Annotated in this window: 15 protein-coding genes and 1 pseudogene; 10 read left to right on the top strand and 6 right to left on the bottom strand. The window is 59.1% G+C overall.

Annotated features, from left to right (window positions below; translation table 11 throughout):
* Positions 1-386: 386 nt before the first annotated feature.
* The gene (locus RLDS_RS56075) at positions 387-680 is read right to left on the bottom strand and encodes an FAD-dependent monooxygenase (RefSeq protein WP_161626746.1); all 294 of its coding nucleotides are present in this window, start codon (positions 678-680) and stop codon (positions 387-389) included.
* Positions 681-688: 8 nt separating this feature from the next.
* Between RLDS_RS56075 and RLDS_RS56070 the strand changes: the two genes are divergently transcribed.
* Entirely contained in the window at positions 689-1,222 is a 534-nt protein-coding gene (locus RLDS_RS56070; RefSeq protein WP_152528087.1) for a hypothetical protein, read from the top strand.
* A 57-nt stretch (positions 1,223-1,279) separates the two neighbouring features.
* Here the strand turns inward: RLDS_RS56070 and RLDS_RS54665 are convergent, their stop codons facing one another.
* Positions 1,280-1,936, bottom strand: coding sequence for a TetR/AcrR family transcriptional regulator (locus RLDS_RS54665; RefSeq protein WP_021227366.1), 657 nt, complete (start codon positions 1,934-1,936; stop codon positions 1,280-1,282).
* Positions 1,937-2,181: 245 nt separating this feature from the next.
* Here RLDS_RS54665 and RLDS_RS46840 point away from each other — a divergent pair, with 245 nt between their 5' ends.
* The 9 genes and pseudogenes from RLDS_RS46840 (at position 2,182) to RLDS_RS54650 (ending at position 12,856) form a co-directional block, all read left to right on the top strand.
* Positions 2,182-4,290, top strand: coding sequence for a TonB-dependent receptor (locus RLDS_RS46840; RefSeq protein WP_052034169.1), 2,109 nt, complete (start codon positions 2,182-2,184; stop codon positions 4,288-4,290).
* Positions 4,291-4,342: 52 nt separating this feature from the next.
* Positions 4,343-4,567: a TonB-dependent receptor gene (locus tag RLDS_RS57300; RefSeq protein WP_021227365.1), complete on the top strand. Its 225-nt coding sequence runs from the start codon at positions 4,343-4,345 to the stop codon at positions 4,565-4,567.
* Positions 4,568-4,683: 116 nt separating this feature from the next.
* Positions 4,684-5,037: pseudogene (locus RLDS_RS57425) on the top strand (FAD-binding oxidoreductase); the annotation flags it as partial.
* Positions 5,038-5,043: 6 nt separating this feature from the next.
* On the top strand, positions 5,044-6,111 hold the full coding sequence (locus tag RLDS_RS46835) for an FAD-linked oxidase C-terminal domain-containing protein (RefSeq protein ID WP_236616887.1): 1,068 nt from the start codon (positions 5,044-5,046) through the stop codon (positions 6,109-6,111).
* Entirely contained in the window at positions 6,108-7,409 is a 1,302-nt protein-coding gene (locus RLDS_RS46830) for a (Fe-S)-binding protein (RefSeq protein WP_021227363.1), read from the top strand. Before RLDS_RS46835 ends, RLDS_RS46830 begins: the two co-directional genes overlap by 4 nt.
* Before the next feature lies 1 nt (position 7,410).
* Positions 7,411-9,084, top strand: a complete 1,674-nt coding sequence (locus tag RLDS_RS46825; protein ID WP_021227362.1) for an FAD-binding oxidoreductase — start codon at positions 7,411-7,413, stop codon at positions 9,082-9,084.
* Between the two features lie 37 nt (positions 9,085-9,121).
* The gene (locus RLDS_RS46820) at positions 9,122-10,561 is read left to right on the top strand and encodes an aldehyde dehydrogenase family protein (protein WP_021227361.1); all 1,440 of its coding nucleotides are present in this window, start codon (positions 9,122-9,124) and stop codon (positions 10,559-10,561) included.
* Positions 10,562-10,572: 11 nt separating this feature from the next.
* A complete protein-coding gene (locus RLDS_RS46815) occupies positions 10,573-12,102 on the top strand; it encodes a class I adenylate-forming enzyme family protein (protein WP_201767499.1) in 1,530 nt (509 codons plus the stop codon).
* A gap of 454 nt (positions 12,103-12,556) precedes the next feature.
* Positions 12,557-12,856, top strand: a complete 300-nt coding sequence (locus RLDS_RS54650; RefSeq protein ID WP_052034167.1) for a hypothetical protein — start codon at positions 12,557-12,559, stop codon at positions 12,854-12,856.
* Positions 12,857-13,074: 218 nt separating this feature from the next.
* Here the strand turns inward: RLDS_RS54650 and RLDS_RS46805 are convergent, their stop codons facing one another.
* Genes RLDS_RS46805 through RLDS_RS46790 form a run of 4 tightly spaced genes read right to left on the bottom strand, consistent with a single transcriptional unit; the run spans position 13,075 to position 17,699 of the window.
* The gene (locus RLDS_RS46805; protein WP_021227357.1) at positions 13,075-13,788 is read right to left on the bottom strand and encodes an SDR family NAD(P)-dependent oxidoreductase; all 714 of its coding nucleotides are present in this window, start codon (positions 13,786-13,788) and stop codon (positions 13,075-13,077) included.
* Positions 13,781-15,007, bottom strand: coding sequence for an MFS transporter (locus tag RLDS_RS46800; RefSeq protein WP_021227356.1), 1,227 nt, complete (start codon positions 15,005-15,007; stop codon positions 13,781-13,783). Before RLDS_RS46800 ends, RLDS_RS46805 begins: the two co-directional genes overlap by 8 nt.
* Positions 15,008-15,015: 8 nt before the next feature.
* Complete coding sequence (locus RLDS_RS46795) at positions 15,016-15,555, bottom strand: PepSY domain-containing protein (RefSeq protein ID WP_021227355.1); 540 nt, start codon at positions 15,553-15,555, stop codon at positions 15,016-15,018.
* A complete protein-coding gene (locus RLDS_RS46790; protein WP_021227354.1) occupies positions 15,555-17,699 on the bottom strand; it encodes a TonB-dependent receptor in 2,145 nt (714 codons plus the stop codon). The genes RLDS_RS46795 and RLDS_RS46790 overlap by 1 nt, the downstream gene beginning before the upstream one ends.
* Between the last annotated feature and the right edge of the window lie 106 nt (positions 17,700-17,805).

Here is a 17,805-nt window from a genome sequence, read left to right as displayed (position 1 = left end):
TCGACTGTGACACTTTGCCCTCGGTAAAGTGTCACAGGATCAACTTTGCCCGAGGCGAAATATCATAATGCAGGCGAGCAAAGCCATGAGCCAAACCCTCGGGCAAAGGCTTTGCGGGACATTGGACGAAGGCGGATTTTCGGCTCGCAACGATCAGAGCCCAAGCCCGTCGGCTCGATTGGGCGAACGGGCGATCCTGTTCTACCGCTTGTCTACCGCCACGGGAGCGATCTTCTGCCTATCCTGTGCCGCGCGGGTTCGATAACACGGAACCGCTCACCATGCTGCGCTTGCCCAACAGCGAACTTGGAATTCGCGCGCACAATCTTACGGGCCGAGCAGGGGTCCTTTACCGGATGCGTCATCCAAGCCCTCCCGCTTGGTTTTCAGAATGGTTTGTTCAGTCTCGACAGGGCGCCTTCAAGCAGTTGGGCCTGTTCTTGGGGAGCTCGATGGGTCAACCGTGACTCACCTATTGCCAAGCTGGATTCGATAACATCGCGACATCGGTCGAAGCGGCGTGCCTCATAAGCGGCGAGTCCTGCGCGCAGGCTGTCATGTTCACACAATTCCTCGGCCAGAACGATCGCACTTTCCACGGCCATGCCAGCGCCCGAAGCAAGGTGCGGGGTGGTCGCATGGACTGCGTCACCCAGAAGGACAAGCCGCCGGACGACCACGGCCGGGGTTGGAGCGCGGCAATCAAGGGGCGATAATTGATCCAGTCATTGATCGTCATTATGTCCCTGATCCATCCTGCGCTTCCCCCGAAATCGGCGAGCAGATTTTTCAGCGTTTCAAACAGTTCCAAGTCGGTCATGAAGTGCTCCCGCTCCTCATGCGCGGTGAGCATCCACATATAGGCGTCGTCTGCGCAGCACGGGTTGTCGCGCCCAAGGAAAAATTCGCCGTCTTCAAGGGCAGGCGGCTTGCGAATGGAAATGCGCCAGCAGCCTTGGCTTGTGGGCTGGGGCAGTCGCATGTGCGGGAAAGCGAGCTGCCGAATTGTCGAAAACACGCCGTCTGCGCCGATTACAAGATCGTGACGCACGCACTGGCCATTGTTCAACGTTACGTCAACGCCATCATTGCGCTCCTGGATCGCCGAAACTGTGACGCCGAGTTGGACAGGCAAGGCAAGCTCCGCGACCCGGCGCTGCATGATCCGGTGAAGGGTCGGCCGCATGATGCCGCCATTGGCTGGCAGCCCTTCCAACCGTGACGGCGGTGCCTCTCGCATCGGGGCAATCGCGATCGCCGAGGCCGCCCCAAGGGCGCCTTATGTCGATTGATATGCGCGCAGCATCAAGCCTTGGAACCCAGCGACAGCGAAGGTGTGAAATTGGGCATAATTGGCATCGACATTGGTCAGGTTTGGGTCACCGCCATATACGCCATGCGTCACAGTTTCGAAGTGGGCCGTGTCGTTCGCAACTGCGACCAGAAGCGAGATGACATAATAAAAGGCCCGCGAAACGATCTCTTTCGAAACGTCGGGATAGGCTTTTGCCAAGGCGTCGTGGAATTTGTCCACTGTCGGGCCGAACAATCTTGGCAGAAGGTGCAGCCAGCGATCATTGAAGACAATTTCTCGGATCATCCCCATATAGTTTCGCCATTCCGGTTGTTCCAGGCGCTTGAACATCGGACGGCAGAACGCGTCAAGGATTTCTGCCGGCGAAGGGTCATCCAGCTTTGCCAATAAATGCAGACGCTCTCGTTCGATATCTACGGCGCGCCGTGCCGCCGTCTCCTCGAAAAGCGCTTCCTTGGACTTGAAATGGTATGAGACGGCCCCGAGCGACATCTCCGCCGCAAGCGCGACGTCACGAATCGACACGCCATCAAAATTGCGCTGACCGAATAGGGACTCCGCGACGTCCAGCACCGCCTGGCGCGTTTTCTGGCCTTTGGACAAGTTCGTTTTCGCGTTCATCGCGTTCCCTTAGCAGCAACTGAAGAACAGGCAATCAGCCACCAATTTTCAAAAAACCGGACCCTGCGGCAATGGCGTTTCAAAGGTCGTTCCGACCTCGACAACGACCCTTGACAAAAAAAGAACACTCGTCCAGTTATCAAAAAAGAACGACTGTTTTGTAATCGGACCGGCCACTGCTGATCGGGTTCGGCAATGTCACGAAGCGCATTAAAATGCGCGAACAACGCCTTGGGGGAGGACAAATGAAAGCGCAGATGATTGGAGTTTCGACCCTTGCCGTGCTGACGGCAATGCCGCTGGCGGCAATCGCACAGGACAGTGCACCCGCTGATGACGGCCTCGCAGAAATTGTCGTTACAGCGCAGCGCAAGGCGGAAACCGCGCAGAAGGCAGCTCTGGCAATCGCCGTCATCCAGCCTGAGGCGATGGCAAATGTGCTGCGCCCTGCGGACCTCACCACGCTGGCGCCGGCCCTGCAGATTTCAACGGCGTCCGGCGCCAGCCCCATCATTTTTCTTCGCGGTGTCGGCACACAGACATCCAATCCCTACACCGATTCCGCTATCGCGGTGAACTATGACGGTGTTTATATTGGGCGGCCTACATCAACCTCCGGTTTTTTTTACGATCTTGAGCGAGTGGAAGTGCTTAAGGGTCCGCAGGGCACCTTGTACGGCCGCAACGCCACCGGCGGCGCGATCAATATCCTGCCTGAAAAGCCCCATCTTGGCGAGTTTGGGATCAAGGGCGCGGTCAGCTACGGCAATTACGATGCCTATAATGCTCAGCTTGCGGTCAATATTCCGGTTTCCGATAAGGTCGCGCTGCGCATTTCAGGTTCCGCGTTCGGCCATGATGGATATGCGACAGACGGAACTTATGACGACAAAGGGCGCGCCATACGTGCTCAATTGCTCATCGCACCTACCGACGACGTCAAAATTCGCTTGTCGGCCGACTATTTCGACCAAGGCGGAAGCGGGCCCAACAGCGTCATAGTCGCCCGCAATGTGCCCGGGACAGGTTTGGTCCCGACCGGATTTGACGCAGATGTCGGGCTCTTTGACCCGCGCAGTGTCGCCATACAGAAACAGTCCTTCTTCCCGCCAGCGGGCACCGTGATAGGGCCGTTCCCACAGCGCCCTTTCAACGACAACCAATATTGGGGGTTTTCAGGGGAACTCGTTAAACGCTTTGGCGACACCGAACTCACCATGCTGGCTTCTCTGCGCAAGGCTGACCTCAACTTGCTGTCCGTGTCGCCTGGTTTCGCGATCACAACCGATGAACGGGATCAGCAGCTCAGCTTCGAAACCCGCCTCGCTGGCCGCATCGGCGCGATCGACTGGTTGCTAGGGGCGTTTTATTTCGGCGAACAGGTGGATGCGACATTCGGCGTCAATCAGAAGGTCTTTGGCGGCTTTCAATCCCTGTCGCAGGACACCCAATCCTATGCTGGATTCAGCAAGGTGACGGTCAATCTTTCCGATATCTTTCGCCTTACGGGTGCGGCGCGATACACGAAGGACGAAAAAACTTTCAGAGGTGCGCTGAATTCTGTCCAAGGTATTTGTCTTTCACCGAGCGGCTGCCCGAACTTTGACTATTTTCCGTCCGGCTATTTTCCCGACGTCGATACGGCGATGAGGGCGATCGGCTTCATTCGGCCTCCCGGTTCGCCAGTCTATATCGATCCGACCAACACCAAACCGGTCATCTGGTCGCCCGGAAGTGTCGTGATCAACGATCGCACTGCGCCCAGCAAGCTGACCTACCGCATTGCGGCCGAGTTTGAGCCGCGGGATCAATCGCTGCTCTATGCGAGCTTTGAAACCGGATACCGCGCCGGCGGATTTTCCTTCTCGTCTGTCAATCCGGTCTATCAGCCCGAATCGATCGATGCCTGGACAATCGGCAGCAAGAACCGCTTTTTAAATAACCACCTACAGGTGAACCTTGAGCTGTTTCTGTGGAAATATAAGGATCAACAGGTAGCGCATGCTTCAATCGGTGCCACCGGCGGTCAGGAGTTTATCACCGAAAACATCGGCAGCTCGATAAACAAAGGCTTCGAGGTCGAGGTAACGGCGAGACCTTTACACAACACAACGCTCAATGTTAATATCCAGTATCTCGACGCAAAATATAAGAATTTCGTTTATTCGGAATTCGATACGAGTTCTCTGGCTCGTCTGCCCGCTGGCTCAATTCCGCCCAATGTCCAGTGTCCCTATGTGGTTGCTCCAGGTACGGGCACCTACACGGTCGATTGTTCGGGGAAAACTGCGCTGCGTTCGCCCAAAGTGGACCATCAACCTTGGTGCGCAGCAAACCGTTCCTCTCTCCGATAAACTCGATCTGAAGTTTGAGGCCAACGGCCATTTCCAGACGCGAAGCCTGGTCATGTTCGAGCGCTTGCCTTTCTCCCAACAGCCGTCGCACTGGCTCGTCGATGGAGCCATTACGATTGCTGCGTCCAATCATAAGTGGAGCCTGACCGGCTATGTGAACAACGTTTTCGACAGGCGTGTTTTCAATCTCAGTCAATATAACGGGATCAGCGGCCAAACCACGGCGTCCTTCAACCCGCCGCGCACATATGGCGTACGGCTGGACTTCGACTTCTGACCAGTCAAGCGCGGGGCGAGGGGGCGCGGCCCCGCCCGCCCCAAGCAGCAAAAAATCGAAATGCCAGCCAGTGCTCGGTTTTGCCACGAGCTGGTGGCTCCAAGCGGGACTGATACATGCTCATCGACTTTCCGAAAGGAATCGCAACATCGACTGATGCGAAGGCGCTTTCCGCTTTTGCTCGGGACGAGGACGTCACCGGTGTGCATATTCCGCGAGCCATCGCCCGTCCCGCCGATGAGGATCAAGTCGTGGAAATGGTCCTTTGGGCCAACAGCAAACAGGTTCCGCTGGTCCCGGTATCGTCTACCGGCGCGCGCCGTCGAGGCGACACCGTCCCTGCCGTTGCCGGGGCGGTCATCATGGACCTTTCTTCGATGAATGCCTTGATCCATGCTGACGGTCGGGACAAGATCGCGATCATCGAACCAGGCGTGACGTTCGGCGCAGTCGATGATCTGCTACGGCCTTATGGATTGCGCGCTCTGCGGCCGCTGCTTCCCCGAGCAGGCAAGTCGGTGCTCGCCTCTCATCTGGAACGCGAGCCTCTCCTCAATCCGGGCGTGCACTGGGACGTCGCCGACCCCTTTGGCGGCACCTGCGCCATTTTGGGGACGGGCGATCGCGTGCTGACAGGCTCCGCTGCTGTAGAAGGGTCACTTTCGAAGCAGTTGCAGCGCGGTCATCGTCATATGGTGGCCCCCGGTCCCGCCGCCATCGACCTGCTGCGCGTCCTGCAGGGAGCGCAGGGTACGCTGGGCATCATGACTTGGGGGGCGGTCTATTGCGAACCTGTCCCTCAAGCGGAACAGAGCTGGTTCATTTCATCCGACAGGCTGAGGCCGCTGGTCGATCTGGCGCGGGAACTGACCCATCGGCGAGTGGGAACAGCGCTTTTCATCGCCAATGGACAGCAGATACGATTGATGGCCGGTCGGGGGATGACCCTGCCGCATCCCGCAAATTGGACACTCTTTGTCACCGTTGCCGGCGACCAACATCGGCCGAGCGAGAAGGTCGCTTGGCAAAACAGCGATCTCGCTCGATGCGCATCAAATCTCGGTGCGTTGATGAGTGACGCGCTTGGCGCTATTGGCGCAGACGCATTTGCCGAGCAGCTGCGGCGTTCGAACGAAGCGAACTACAAGAGCCGGGCCGGTAGCACTTACACTGAGCTGTTTTTTCTCCAATCCTCCAGCCGGACCGCTGCCACCGTCGAACGCGCACTGGATCACCTGACGGCGCTAGATGCGGGGCCTGATCCTGCGATCTATATCCAACCGGTTATTCAAGGTGTGTCGACCCACGTCGATTTCACCTGGACCGATGTGGACGTCAAGGCCGCGGAGAAGGCTCGCCAGCTTGTCATCGAAACCAGCCGCAATTCGGGGGCGTTCTTCAGCAGGCCCTATGGGGCGTGGAAGGATATGGCTTTTGAGCAAGGCCGATCGGTGAAGGGCATGCTGGCTACGACCAAGGCGCTGCTCGACCCCAACGGCATACTCAACCCTGGTCAAATTCCTTATGCGAGTGCTATAGCATGACCAATTATCCAAAGCTTGAAGCCCGCCGGGACTTCATTGAGCGTTGCACCCGCTGTTCGCAATGCAAATTCGTCCCCACGCCAAAAAGTCAAACCCACGCGTCCATCTGTCCGAGCATGGATTTTGGCGAGTTCCACGCCTTCAGCGGAGGCGGGCAATTGATCATGGGGGCAGCGTTGCTGGCCGGACAAACGCCCGTGACACAGGGTTTCATCGACGCCATGTCAGCCTGTTCCATGTGCGGTGGGTGCGACGTCTCCTGCAAAGTCAATTTCGGCGAAAGTATCGAACCGCTCGACAGTCTTTACGCGCTTCGTGAACAGGTGGTGGCCGCTGGCCATTCACCCTCGGCTCACAAGACGCTGATCCAGAATATCCGGACCTTCGGGAACAGCATCGGCGCGCATCGGCGCGAGCGGAGCGCATGGACCGAGGGCCTCGCGCAAATGCCGTCATCGGCGCCGGGAGCAGATGTAGTGCTGCATATTGGCAGCACCCTGAGTTACGCGACTGCCAAACACGAAAGCCTGCGCGCTATCGTCCGTGCGATACAAGCTGCAGGCGTCACCTGCGCTTATCTCGGCGAGGACGAAGAGTCGTGCGGCTCGCTCGCTTTTGACCTTGGGTATCCTGACGACGCTCGCCGGCTCGCCTTGCAATTTGTCGAACAGGTTGAGCGGCTTGAGGTGCCGACGGTGGTGACATTCTCGTCGGCGGCCATTGCCGCGTACCGGGCCGTCTATCCCCGCCTCGGCGTGTCCTTTTCCCAGGCCCGCGTGCTTCACTTCACAGAATATCTGCTGGACCTGCTGAATTGTGGACGCATCCACCTGGCTAAGTCGGCCGCGCTAGTCGGTTCGGTCATCGCCTATCATGATTCCTGCAAGCTGGGCCGATTGAGTGAAGCATGGGTTCCGCATGATACCCGGGTGGACACATCACCCGGAGGTTTCAAGGTGTCGCGGGCGCCCGATCTCGTCCGGTTCGGTAATAACGGCGTTTACGATGCTCCTCGCAGATTGCTTCGGGCGATGGGCGCTCAACTGGCCGAACTTGAACGCAATAGAGCGGCCAGCTATTGCTGCGGCGCCAGCGGTGGCGTGCGCGAAGCGGCGCCTGAGGCTTCGGTGCAGGCCGCCCGCAATCGTCTCGCGGAGGTTTCTCCAAGCGATGCCGAATTGATGGTCAGCGCATGCAGCAATTGCACTGACCATCTAGCACGACATGGTGAAGGCATCGCGCAGACGCTCGATCTGCTCGACCTTGTCGCGGCCAGCATCCGTCCAGGAGCAAACTGACATGGCCCAAGGGGCGAAATTGAGCGATGCAGCGCGTCGCGAGTTCGAAGAAATCGTCGGCTCTCGTCACATCAGCGACGACCCGGCGATATTGAGCGGTTACGCATGGTCCTGCGGCGTCGGCAAGGTGCCGGGCGACTCCAAATTCGCCAAATTCTGGCCCGTTGTCGTCGTCATGCCATCGACCACCGAAGAAGTTGCCGCCATCGTCAAATGCTGCATACGGCACGATCTGCATTTCAAGGCGCACTCCACCGGCTACGGATCCATGGCCAATGTCTCGAGTGACCGGTCCATTTCGATAGACCTGCGCCGGATGAACCAGCTTGAAATCGTGCCGGAAGACCGCATGGCCATAATCGGCCCATATGCGACCGCCGGAATGTTGCAGGCCGAAGCGCTGAAGCACGGCATGACCTGTCATATCGTCGGGGCTGGCCCGGCGCATTCTCCCCTGGCGTCCGCGACGTCGCTGATCGGCGTAGGCATTACGTCGCAGGGGACGAGCGCGAATATGCGCAATTTGCTGTCCTGGGAATGGGTTTCGCCCAAAGGCGATATTGTTCGAGGCGGCACCTCGGGCAGTGATTGCGGATGGTTCGCAGGTGAAGGCCCCGGTCCGGGCGTGCGAGGCATGATCCGCGGCTTCTTTGGAGCAGGAGGGGGGCTCGGAGTCTTCACCCGGATCGGGTACAAACTCTATCCGGTTCCGCTTAAAGGGGTATTGCGGGACACGGGATCGCTGCCACAGATCGGATCAGAGATCCCTGAGCATTTTGGCTTTCATCAAGTGGTGTGGCCGGACGTTGAATGCCAGCGCGAGGGCACATTCCAGCTGCTTCAGGACGATCTGGTCTTCGCCATGTTGCGCATGCCGGCTGATCACATCGGTTGGACGGTGACTGCGACAAATGCCGAATATATAGAAAAGTCGGAAGCTGGGACGCTTCCCGAAGTCGCTTGGACGGAAAATGATAGCAGCTGGACGCTGTTGACGGTTGCGCGCTCTGCTGAGGAGCATGCGTGGCGCACGGCCTGCCTGCGCGATATCGTCGCGGCTTCGGGGGGGCGCTTCCTGAAACTCGATCGACAGGATGAGCAGGTGCTGTTTCGCAATCTGTTCACCTCTCACTATGTGCCACGCGTTTTGCGGCCTGCGAGCGGTATCACCACGTCTTTTGGCGTGCTGGATTCCTTTCATTTCCTGCCCCGAGCTATCGAAGCAGGCGAAACCATCCTCAAGGGGCAGAACCAGCCTGGCGGTCATCTCACCCAGGGCGGCAAGGAAGAGCAATGGATCTGGCCACAGGAAGGGCGATATATGTGGGCGGAGAATATCCTCCAGTTTGACCCTGCGAAAGAAGCGTCGCGCCGGGCCGCGCTCCATTCTCTGCTCGACCATTTCCGCGAAAGCTGGGCGAACCCGGTAGGCCACACGGCTCTCTCAGTCGGCCCGATCGCCGATGTCACCGGAGCGCGATTTGGCAAAGCGGCCAGCTACATGCGCAAGGTCAAAAACGCGTTCGACCCGGAAGACAGGTCGAAAAGCAACGAATATGTGATCGCCGCCATGCCGGCGGCCGTCGAAAAAATACTGCCTCTTGCCCGGCCCATCTTCGCTTCCAGACCCATGCTTTGGCTGGTGTCGCGGATGCTCGCGAAAAGCGGAATCTGAGCAATTCCGGCAAATCGAACCATTGGAGAGCGAACCCATGACCATATCGTTTGATGACGCCTATACCATGACCATCAACGGCGAGCCTGCGACGTCAAACGCGATGTTCGAAGCGTTCAATCCGGCCAGCGAAGACGTTATCGCCATGGTTCCCGCCGCTAGCCGTGCACAGCTTGACGAGGCCGTGGCGGCAGCGAAGTCCGCCTTTCCGGCGTGGAGCAACCGTCCGATCGCCGAGCGCCAGGCATTGGTCGCGCGCATCGGGGAAGTGATCGAAGAGCATGCGGAAGAGTTCATGCGGCTTCTTACCCGCGAACAGGGCAAGGCTCGCGCTGGCGCGGAGTGGGAGATTTTCGGCTCTGTCATCTGGTGCAAGGAAATCGCAACGCAGGTGCTGCCGGTGCATGTGGTAGAGAAAACCGCTGGCCGGACCGTCGAAACGCGCCGCGTGCCGCTGGGCGTAGTAGGTGGCATAACGCCGTGGAACTTCCCGGTCCTGCTCGCGATCTGGAAAATCGCGCCGGCTCTGGTGGCGGGAAATACCATGGTGCTAAAGCCTTCGCCCTATACCCCGTTAACCACCCTCAAGCTTGGCGAAGTCCTGCGCGACATTCTGCCCGCAGGCGTTCTCAACATCGTATCGGGGGGCAATGAGGTGGGCGCATGGATTACATCGCATCCGGACATCAGCAAGATCAGCTTCACCGGCTCGACCGCGACCGGTCGCAAGATCATGGAAAGCTGTTCAGGCAATCTAAAGCGCCTTACGCTTGAACTGGGCGGCAACGATCCCGCGATCGTCCTTCCCGATGTCGATATTGAGGAAACGGCAAAGCAGCTATTCTGGGCGGCATTCCAGAACTCTGCGCAATTCTGCGTCGCGGCCAAGCGAGTCTATATCCACGCGGACATCTATGATGATCTCGCTGCCGCGCTTGTACGATATGCCAGCACGATCAAGGTCGGAGACGGGTCGCATGAGGGCACGGACCTTGGCCCGATCCAGAACCGGATGCAGTTCGAGAAACTGAAGGATCTGTTCGCCGACATTCACGCCAACAACCAGAAGTTTCTTCTTGGCGGCGATATTCCCGAAGGGCCGGGATATTTTGTGCCCATCACGATCGTGGACAATCCTCCCGAAAACAGCCGTGTTGTTTCGGAAGAGCCATTCGGCCCGGTTCTCCCTCTGCTCAAGTTCACCGACATTGATGACGTGGTGAGCCGCGCGAACAACACTGAATATGGGTTGGCGGCATCGGTCTGGGGCAAGGATATCGCTACGGCCCGCAGCGTCGCCGAACGGATCGAAGCCGGCACCGTCTGGATCAACGAGATCCATAGCTTTTCGCCGCACGTCGCATTTGGAGGCCACAAGCAGTCGGGCGTGGGCATTGAAAATTCGCTGGAAGGGCTTGCCGAATACACCAACGCGCAAACCATCGTGACCCGGAACGACATGCAGGCGATCGCCTGAAAGGCAGGAGAATGACGATGTTGCCGCATCATCTGGGCGAAGTCGCCGCCGAAGCGGCCAATCGTTTCGGCGACCGCGAAGCCTTGGTGTTCGAGGACAGAAGCTTCTCATTTCGCGACATCGGCGCGCTTGTCGAGGGCGCCGCGTCCGGCCTAGCGCGCATTGGCGTGCGGCAGGGCGACATTGTCACTCTATATGCGTGCAATTGCTGGGAATGGATCGTCAGCTACTACGCCATCGCGAGGGTGGGGGCGGTCATCAATCCCGTAAACACCATGCTGACTTCGAGCGAATTGCAATATGTGATGCGGGATTGCGGAGCGCGGGTCATCATCACCTCGCCGGACAAACTGGGGCAAGTGGCGCCCCTCATTGGCAAGGTCGAGGCGGTCATAGCTTTTCATGGGGACTTGCCGGACGGGGTGCTCGATTTTGGCGCCATGCTCGACCATGCTGACAGCTCGCTGCCGATGCCAACCGTGTCCGCCGACAGCCTTTCGACGATCTGCTACACATCGGGGACAACAGGACACCCCAAGGGGGCCATGCAATCCCATCGTGCCGTTCTGCTGAATGGAGCGATGACGGCGCAGATGCAGATGCGGAGCGCCACCGATGTGATGCTCAGCGCGCTGCCTTGCCCTCATGTCTACGCAAACGTCGTGATGCAGGCCATGATGCTTCAGGGCGCCAAGCTGGTCCTGCATCGCAGATTCGACGCCCGCGCCGTTCTGCATGACGTTCAATGTCACCGCGCTACCGTGCTGGACGGTGTGCCCACCATGTACATGTATATGCTCGATGAACCGTCCATCGACGAATGTGATCTTTCGAGCCTGACCAGGCTCTATGTCGGTGGCCAGACGATGCCCGCCGCCACGATGGCGCAGGTCGAAAAGCGCTTCGACGCGCCCATCATCGAACTGTGGGGCATGACCGAGATAGCCGGGCTCGGGACAACGCATCCGCTGTGGGGCCAGAACCTCCATGGTTCGGTCGGTTGCGCGCTGCCTTATTGCCAATTGCGCGTTGCAGACCCTGCTGCGCCCGAGGTCGCTTTAAGCGAAGGGGAAGTGGGCGAACTCCAGATCAAGGGGCCTATGACCATGATGGGCTATTATGGCGATGACGCCAGAACGGCTGAGACGCTGTTGGCCGGAGGGTGGCTCAGGACAGGGGATTTGGCCAGGATTGACGCCTTCGGCAGAGCCTTTGTCGTAGACCGTCTGAAGGACATGATCCTGACGGGCGGGTTCAATATCTACCCCGCCGAGATTGAACGCGTGCTGGCTGAACATCCGGCAATTTCGATGGCCGCTGTCGGCAGGCAAGCAGACCCAGTCAAGGGTGAGATTGCAAAGGCATATATCGTGCTGAGGCAGGGATATCAGATTGAAGCCCACGAAATCGAGACATTCTGCAGGGAGCGCCTCGCCGCTTATAAATGCCCACGTTTAATTCAGTTTGTTGATGAATTGCCTAGAACCAGCAATGGGAAGGTCATGCGACGGGAATTGCATAAGCTTGATAAAGTCCAGTAGTCGCCAGTGAGGAGCCGCTTGGCCCCAAGGTATATCCGGGAGATCATGTAATTCTTCCAATTGGGCACGACATGGAAATTGGTCGAAGCCAGAAGCCGAGGACCTGCTGCTACCGGTTTATTAGCTGGCGAAAGGCCGTGGTCTGAAAGCTTATTGGTTACCAAGCATCAATGCTAGGGGAAATGCTTAACATAAGAAATATTATCGTACTTATCTGCTGTATCAGCAACGTTCAAATCTCACAGTGGCGCAAGTCAGAGATGTCTCACCTGCGCTACCGTGCCTTCCGACTGGTTGAGGCGTTATGCATGGCAGTGTTGTGGATGAGTAGCGAAGAGATTTCGCGGGTTAAGACGCTGGTTTAGGTGGATTATGAGCGTTACACGACGCAACGCGCATCGTCTGCTAACCCCCTTCATGGATGATGGTTCCTCCGAGCTTGCTTTGCGCCGCCATGGTCGCCCCAGTAATCGGCGCATGGACGACGCGATCCGCACCCCGGATTGCTGCGCTTGTCCTGGAGCATTATCACGACTTCCGTCCGACGTTGACTGCCGAGTATCTCGCCGTGCGGCGCGATATCCGCGTTTCGCGCGAGACACTGCGCAAGCTGATGATCGAGCCTGGCATCTGGGCTGATCGCGTGGCCTGGCGCCCACGTCCCTATCAACCGCGCTATCGCCCGGACTGCCGAGGCGAGCTGATCCAGATCGACGCATCGAAGCACTGGTGGTTCGAGGATTGCGCGCCGTAATGCACCCTGCTCGTATATATCGACGACGCGACCAGCGAGCAGATGCACCTCAAGATGGTCGAGAGCGAGAGCAACTGAGGCGATGCGCGAACATATCGAGCGACACGACAAGCCGGTCGCCTGCTATTCCGAGAGCGGGCATTTCGCTTATGACCGGGCACAAGAATCCATCGCCGTTTCTGCGTGGCCTTGGTGAGTGACGAAATTTGTTGCGGTGGTCACCAAGCAGTTGCGCCGGCATCCACCGGGAAATCCCCCCCTGTGACATAGCGCGCCTCGTCACTGGCGAGCCAGGTCGCGCACCAAGCTATGTCATCGGGCGCACCGAGCATCTGGAGCATGTTCTTTTCCAGCACCTTGGCCTCCATCGACGGATCGGAGCGCAGATGCCGTTCGGTCGCGGCGGTCAGGATGAAGCCCGGCGCGATCGTGTTGGCCCGGATGCCGTGCGGCGCGCCTTCCATCGCCAGTTGCCGCGTCATCGCCAACACGCCGCCCTTCCCCGCGCAATGGGCGAGCGCTGGCGATCCGGCCAGCGCATGGCGGGCGTTGGCGGACGCGAAGTTGATGATGCTCGCTGCGCCGCTCGCCTTCATCCACGGCCAGGCAGCGCGGGTCGCCAAGAACACGATGTCCAGCTCGCCCGTCAGCGTCTTGCGCCAGTCGGCGTAGGACAGGGTTTCGATCCAGTCGAATAGGGCAAAAGCGGCAGCGTTGACCAATATGTCGATCCTGCCATGCTCGGCGCCGATGCGGTCGAAGAGGGCTTGGGTCGCGCCCTCGTCGATCAGGTCGCAGTCCTGATCAGCGCCCTCCAAGTCGACGCCGATCACGCTTGCGCCTTCCTGCCGGAAGATGTCGGCGCATCCCTTGCCGATGCCGTTGGCCGCGCCGGTGACGACAGCCACCTTTCCGTTCAGACGATCACTCATAGACGACAGGCTCCTTGGCCATGGGGGGCGCGCGGGAGGCAAGGAGGGCGATCAGCACGCCCCCCAGCGCCGCCGCCGACAACAACGTAAAGGCCGCGAGCAGCCCGCCGCCGCGCTGCGAAAGGAATGTGACGACTACTGGCGAGAGGAACTGGCCGAACGCGAAGGCGGACTGCCAGAAGCCTACGCCCCGCCCGCGAAAGTCGAAGGACAGAATCGACATCGACCAGACCAGCAACGTCGGGAGCAGCAGGCCCGCGCCCAGCTGGTTGACGAAGCAGCCAATCAGGAACCCCGTCACGCTTCCTGCCGAACCCATGAGGAAGAAGCCGAGGGACAACAGGCCAAACTCGATGAGAAGGAGCCGGCTGACCGGCCATTTGGGCCCCAGTCGCGAATAGAGAAAGGTGCCGAGCGGCACGCCGATGCTGGCGATCGACGTCAGGAAGCCACGCTCCGCCGGGCTGGACAAACCCAGTTCGGCAAGACCCGAGGGCGCCTGTATCTGGACCGTGTAAAAGAAGATCGAGCCGTAGATCGTGATGAGCACGATCATCGCCATCCATCCCCACGGAAAACCCGCCCAGGACATCGAGCGAACGGGCGCAACCTCCAGGCTCGCCCTCTCGTCCGCGCGTGGCTCCCAGGTAAAGCGCGCCACGAGAAGAAACATGATCGCGGCGGACGCGTAGGCCCAGAAGGGCATGCGCCACCCCCCCTCGCCCAGCAGTCCTCCCAGGTTGAAGAATAGAAGCGCGGACATTGATGCGAATGCCGTCTGCGCCCCCAGCCATTTGTCACGGGCCGCACCCTTGTAATAATCGCCGATCATCGTCGTCGACAGCACGTAGATCAGCGCCTCCGCAATGCCGACGCCAATTCGCGAGACGAGGATGTGGGTGAGATCGGACAGGAACACCGGCGCCACGCCGACCATGGCATACAGAATGAACGAGGCGAGCAGTAGCCGTCGCCGCCCGAAATAATCGCCCAGCATCCCTGCGACCGGACAAAGCAGCGCGACACAGAGCGACGGCAGCGTCAGGATCATCGGCACCCAATATTCGTAATTGGGTACGTCCGAAAACTGCTTCATCAGGTCCGGGATGATCGGTGTCAGCAAAACCACCGCCATCGTCGTCAGGGTAATCGGCAGCAGCAGGGATATGCCGGTCATGAAACCCGGCTGGTCATGCTTGGTCATCGCGCGTCCCGTCATTGTCGATCTCATTTCCAGAAAAATGCCGCCTTGCGGCGCTTGGCGCGCATGTCCCGCCACAGCTGTATGCCGGTGATGCTGAGCGCCAGCAGGCTAAGCCCGCTCAGGATGCTGACGATACGCCCGGCCCAGCCAAAGACGTAGCCGGCATGGATGTTTTGCAACACGTAGTGAAAGCTGGCAGGCGGCGGGCGCGCGACGATCCGCTGGCCGGTGCGCGCGTCGATTAACAACTGCGGCGTGCCCGGAGGACCGCCCGGCCCTGCACTCACGGTAACACGGGGACCGTCAAGATTGACCTGGATCGTCCGCACATCCAGCCCGCGCTCCGCCCGTGCCGCCGTCGCCGCGCGAACCACCATGGCGGCGAGGTCCGCGTCGGCGGGAATGGGCTGACGCGGACGGCGCGCTTCCTGATCCGCGCCGGGCGGGCGTTCGCCCAGCCGGATCATGTCAAGATGCAGCAGCACGCCGGTCAGGGCGATGAGGCCAAGGAAGATCGCAGCCGGAACCGCGACCCATCTATGCCATCGCCGCAGCGCCATCATCAGAATTTGGCCGAAAAGACCACGCCATAAGTGCGCGGGTCATTGATGACGCCATAGACCTGAGGCCCGGCTGTATTTGCCTGCTGGATGACGGGATGGTTCGTCGCGTTGTTGATGTATGCGCCGATCGTCCAGGCGTCGTCCGGCGCGGCATAGGTCAGCCGGCCATTGAGCAGAGCATAGGCGCTTTGCCGCGAATTGGCGAAGGTCAGCAGATCGACATTATAGGCCGACTTATACTGGCCATCGACCCGCGCCGTCACAGAGCCGTTGTCGGCGAGGTCGAACCGATGTTCGTAACCCAATGTGGCTGTCCATTTCGGTGTCCGGGGCAGCGACCGGCCGCTCAGGTCGGTGACGGTGCAGACCCCTGCCGGCGTGCAGCTCGTGGTGATTTGCGCATCGCCGAACTTGCTCTTTTGGTAATTCGCGGAAAAGTCGATCCGGTCGTTGCGGGTCAGGGAAAATTGACCCTCGATTTCCGCTCCCCAGATTTTCGTCGTTCCGGGCACATTGCTTGTGATGAAGCTTGGAACCGAACCTCCGTTCGCATAGACATAATAAGAGAGCTGATAGCCCTTGTAGAGATAATAATAGGCCGCTGCGTTAACCTGAAGCCGGTTGCCAAGGAAGCGGTTCTTCGAACCCAGTTCGAACGCGTCGATTGTCTCAGGGCGATAGAGGCCCCCGGCAGGATCGACGCCGCCAGACCGGATCCCCGTGGAATGCTGGGCATAGAGCATCGATCGCGGCGAAACATCATATTCGGCACCGATCTTGTAGGTCAGCTTGCCGTAACTTCCAGATTGCAGCGTGCCAGCGGTGGGTTGTTGCGTAATCTCACCGGTGGTTCCATCAACTACACCGATATCGTCGCGCCGGCGGAACTTGTCGCGGGTATAGCGCAACCCGCCAGTGACACGCAGAACGTCCGATACGGGAACCGTAGCCTGCCCAAAGACGGCGCGCGAATGCGATTCATAGACTGCATAGTCGGTATATTGGCCGAAACTGTAATTATATTTCTTCTCGCCAGCGCGATCCTGGTCGAAGACATAGACGCCGACTACCCACTGGATCGGTGCGTCCGACGCAGAATTTAGGCGAGCTTCGTATGTTTCCTGATCGACCGGCAAGTCGTCAATTTCCCATAAGCCCGAAAAGGGTTGGCCGTAGCTACGCTGAAATCGTTGGATGCCCGTCAGGAAAGTGGCGGTGGCAAAGCCGAAATCATAGCTCAATTCGCCGCGATAGGCCGTGTTTTTGAGCGTGAAGAACGCCTGGCATTGAGGGCTGCAATAGACCGGCGTAAACGCAGGAATAGTCAGCAACGTCGAATAATCGGGCGCCGTCCAGGGGTTGTCACGGTCAGTGGGCAAAATGACGTTACCCGGCCCATCCTGGTCGATCTCGGTCCGCTCGACGCTCAGCAGTACCCGCAATTCGGGCAATGGCTGCCAGAGCAGCTTCGCCCGGCCAAGATCCTGGTTCTGGTCGTTGAGGCCATTGGTGAGGTAGCCGTCATGCTTGTTGCGCGCGCCCACGATCCGCAATGCGAGCGTTTCGCTCAGCGGTATGTTGACCATCCCCTGAAGGCCCAGCGCATCGTAATTTCCATATTGCGCCATCACCGCCCCGCCAAGCCTGCCCAGCTCTGGATCATTGGTGATGAGATTGATCGTGCCGCCATTTGCATTGCGGCCGTAGATGGTGCCTTGCGGCCCGCGCAACACCTCGATCCGGTTAAGGTCGGCGAAGCCAACACCGATCATTTCCGCCTGTTGCTGATAGATGCCATCCTGGAAGACGGAAATGGGTGTTTCGCCGCTCAATCCGCGCGACCCGACACCTCGGATGTAGAAGGCCGACCCAATATTGCTTTTCTGAATCTGCACCGCGGGCGCACGCTCGACCGCGTTGACCAGATCGGTAATGCCGGACCTGCTAAGCTGGCTGCCATCGATTGCCGTGATGGCAATTGGCGTTTTTTGAATTGTCTGAGGGCGCCGCTCGGCGGTCACGACAATATCCGCGATGCCGGCCGGATCTTGTCCCTGCGGCTCGGCGGCAGCGACGGTAGGCGTGAGTGCCGTCGTCATATAAAGCACGCAGGTCGCCGCCGCGCCATAGGTTGTGGTGCGCATTACAAATCCCCTCAACTTTTTATCAGGTATCGACCTAATGCCCGGCAATGACCGACATCAAACCACTTCGATCAAAGCGATCTATCCAGGAAACCGAATACTGGCC

It is taken from the genome of Sphingobium lactosutens DS20 (genome assembly GCF_000445105.1).
Taxonomy (GTDB): Bacteria; Pseudomonadota; Alphaproteobacteria; order Sphingomonadales; family Sphingomonadaceae; genus Sphingobium; species Sphingobium lactosutens.
The sequence above is the reverse complement of the archived record's forward strand: the minus strand, read 5'-3'. Positions and strand labels throughout refer to the sequence as shown.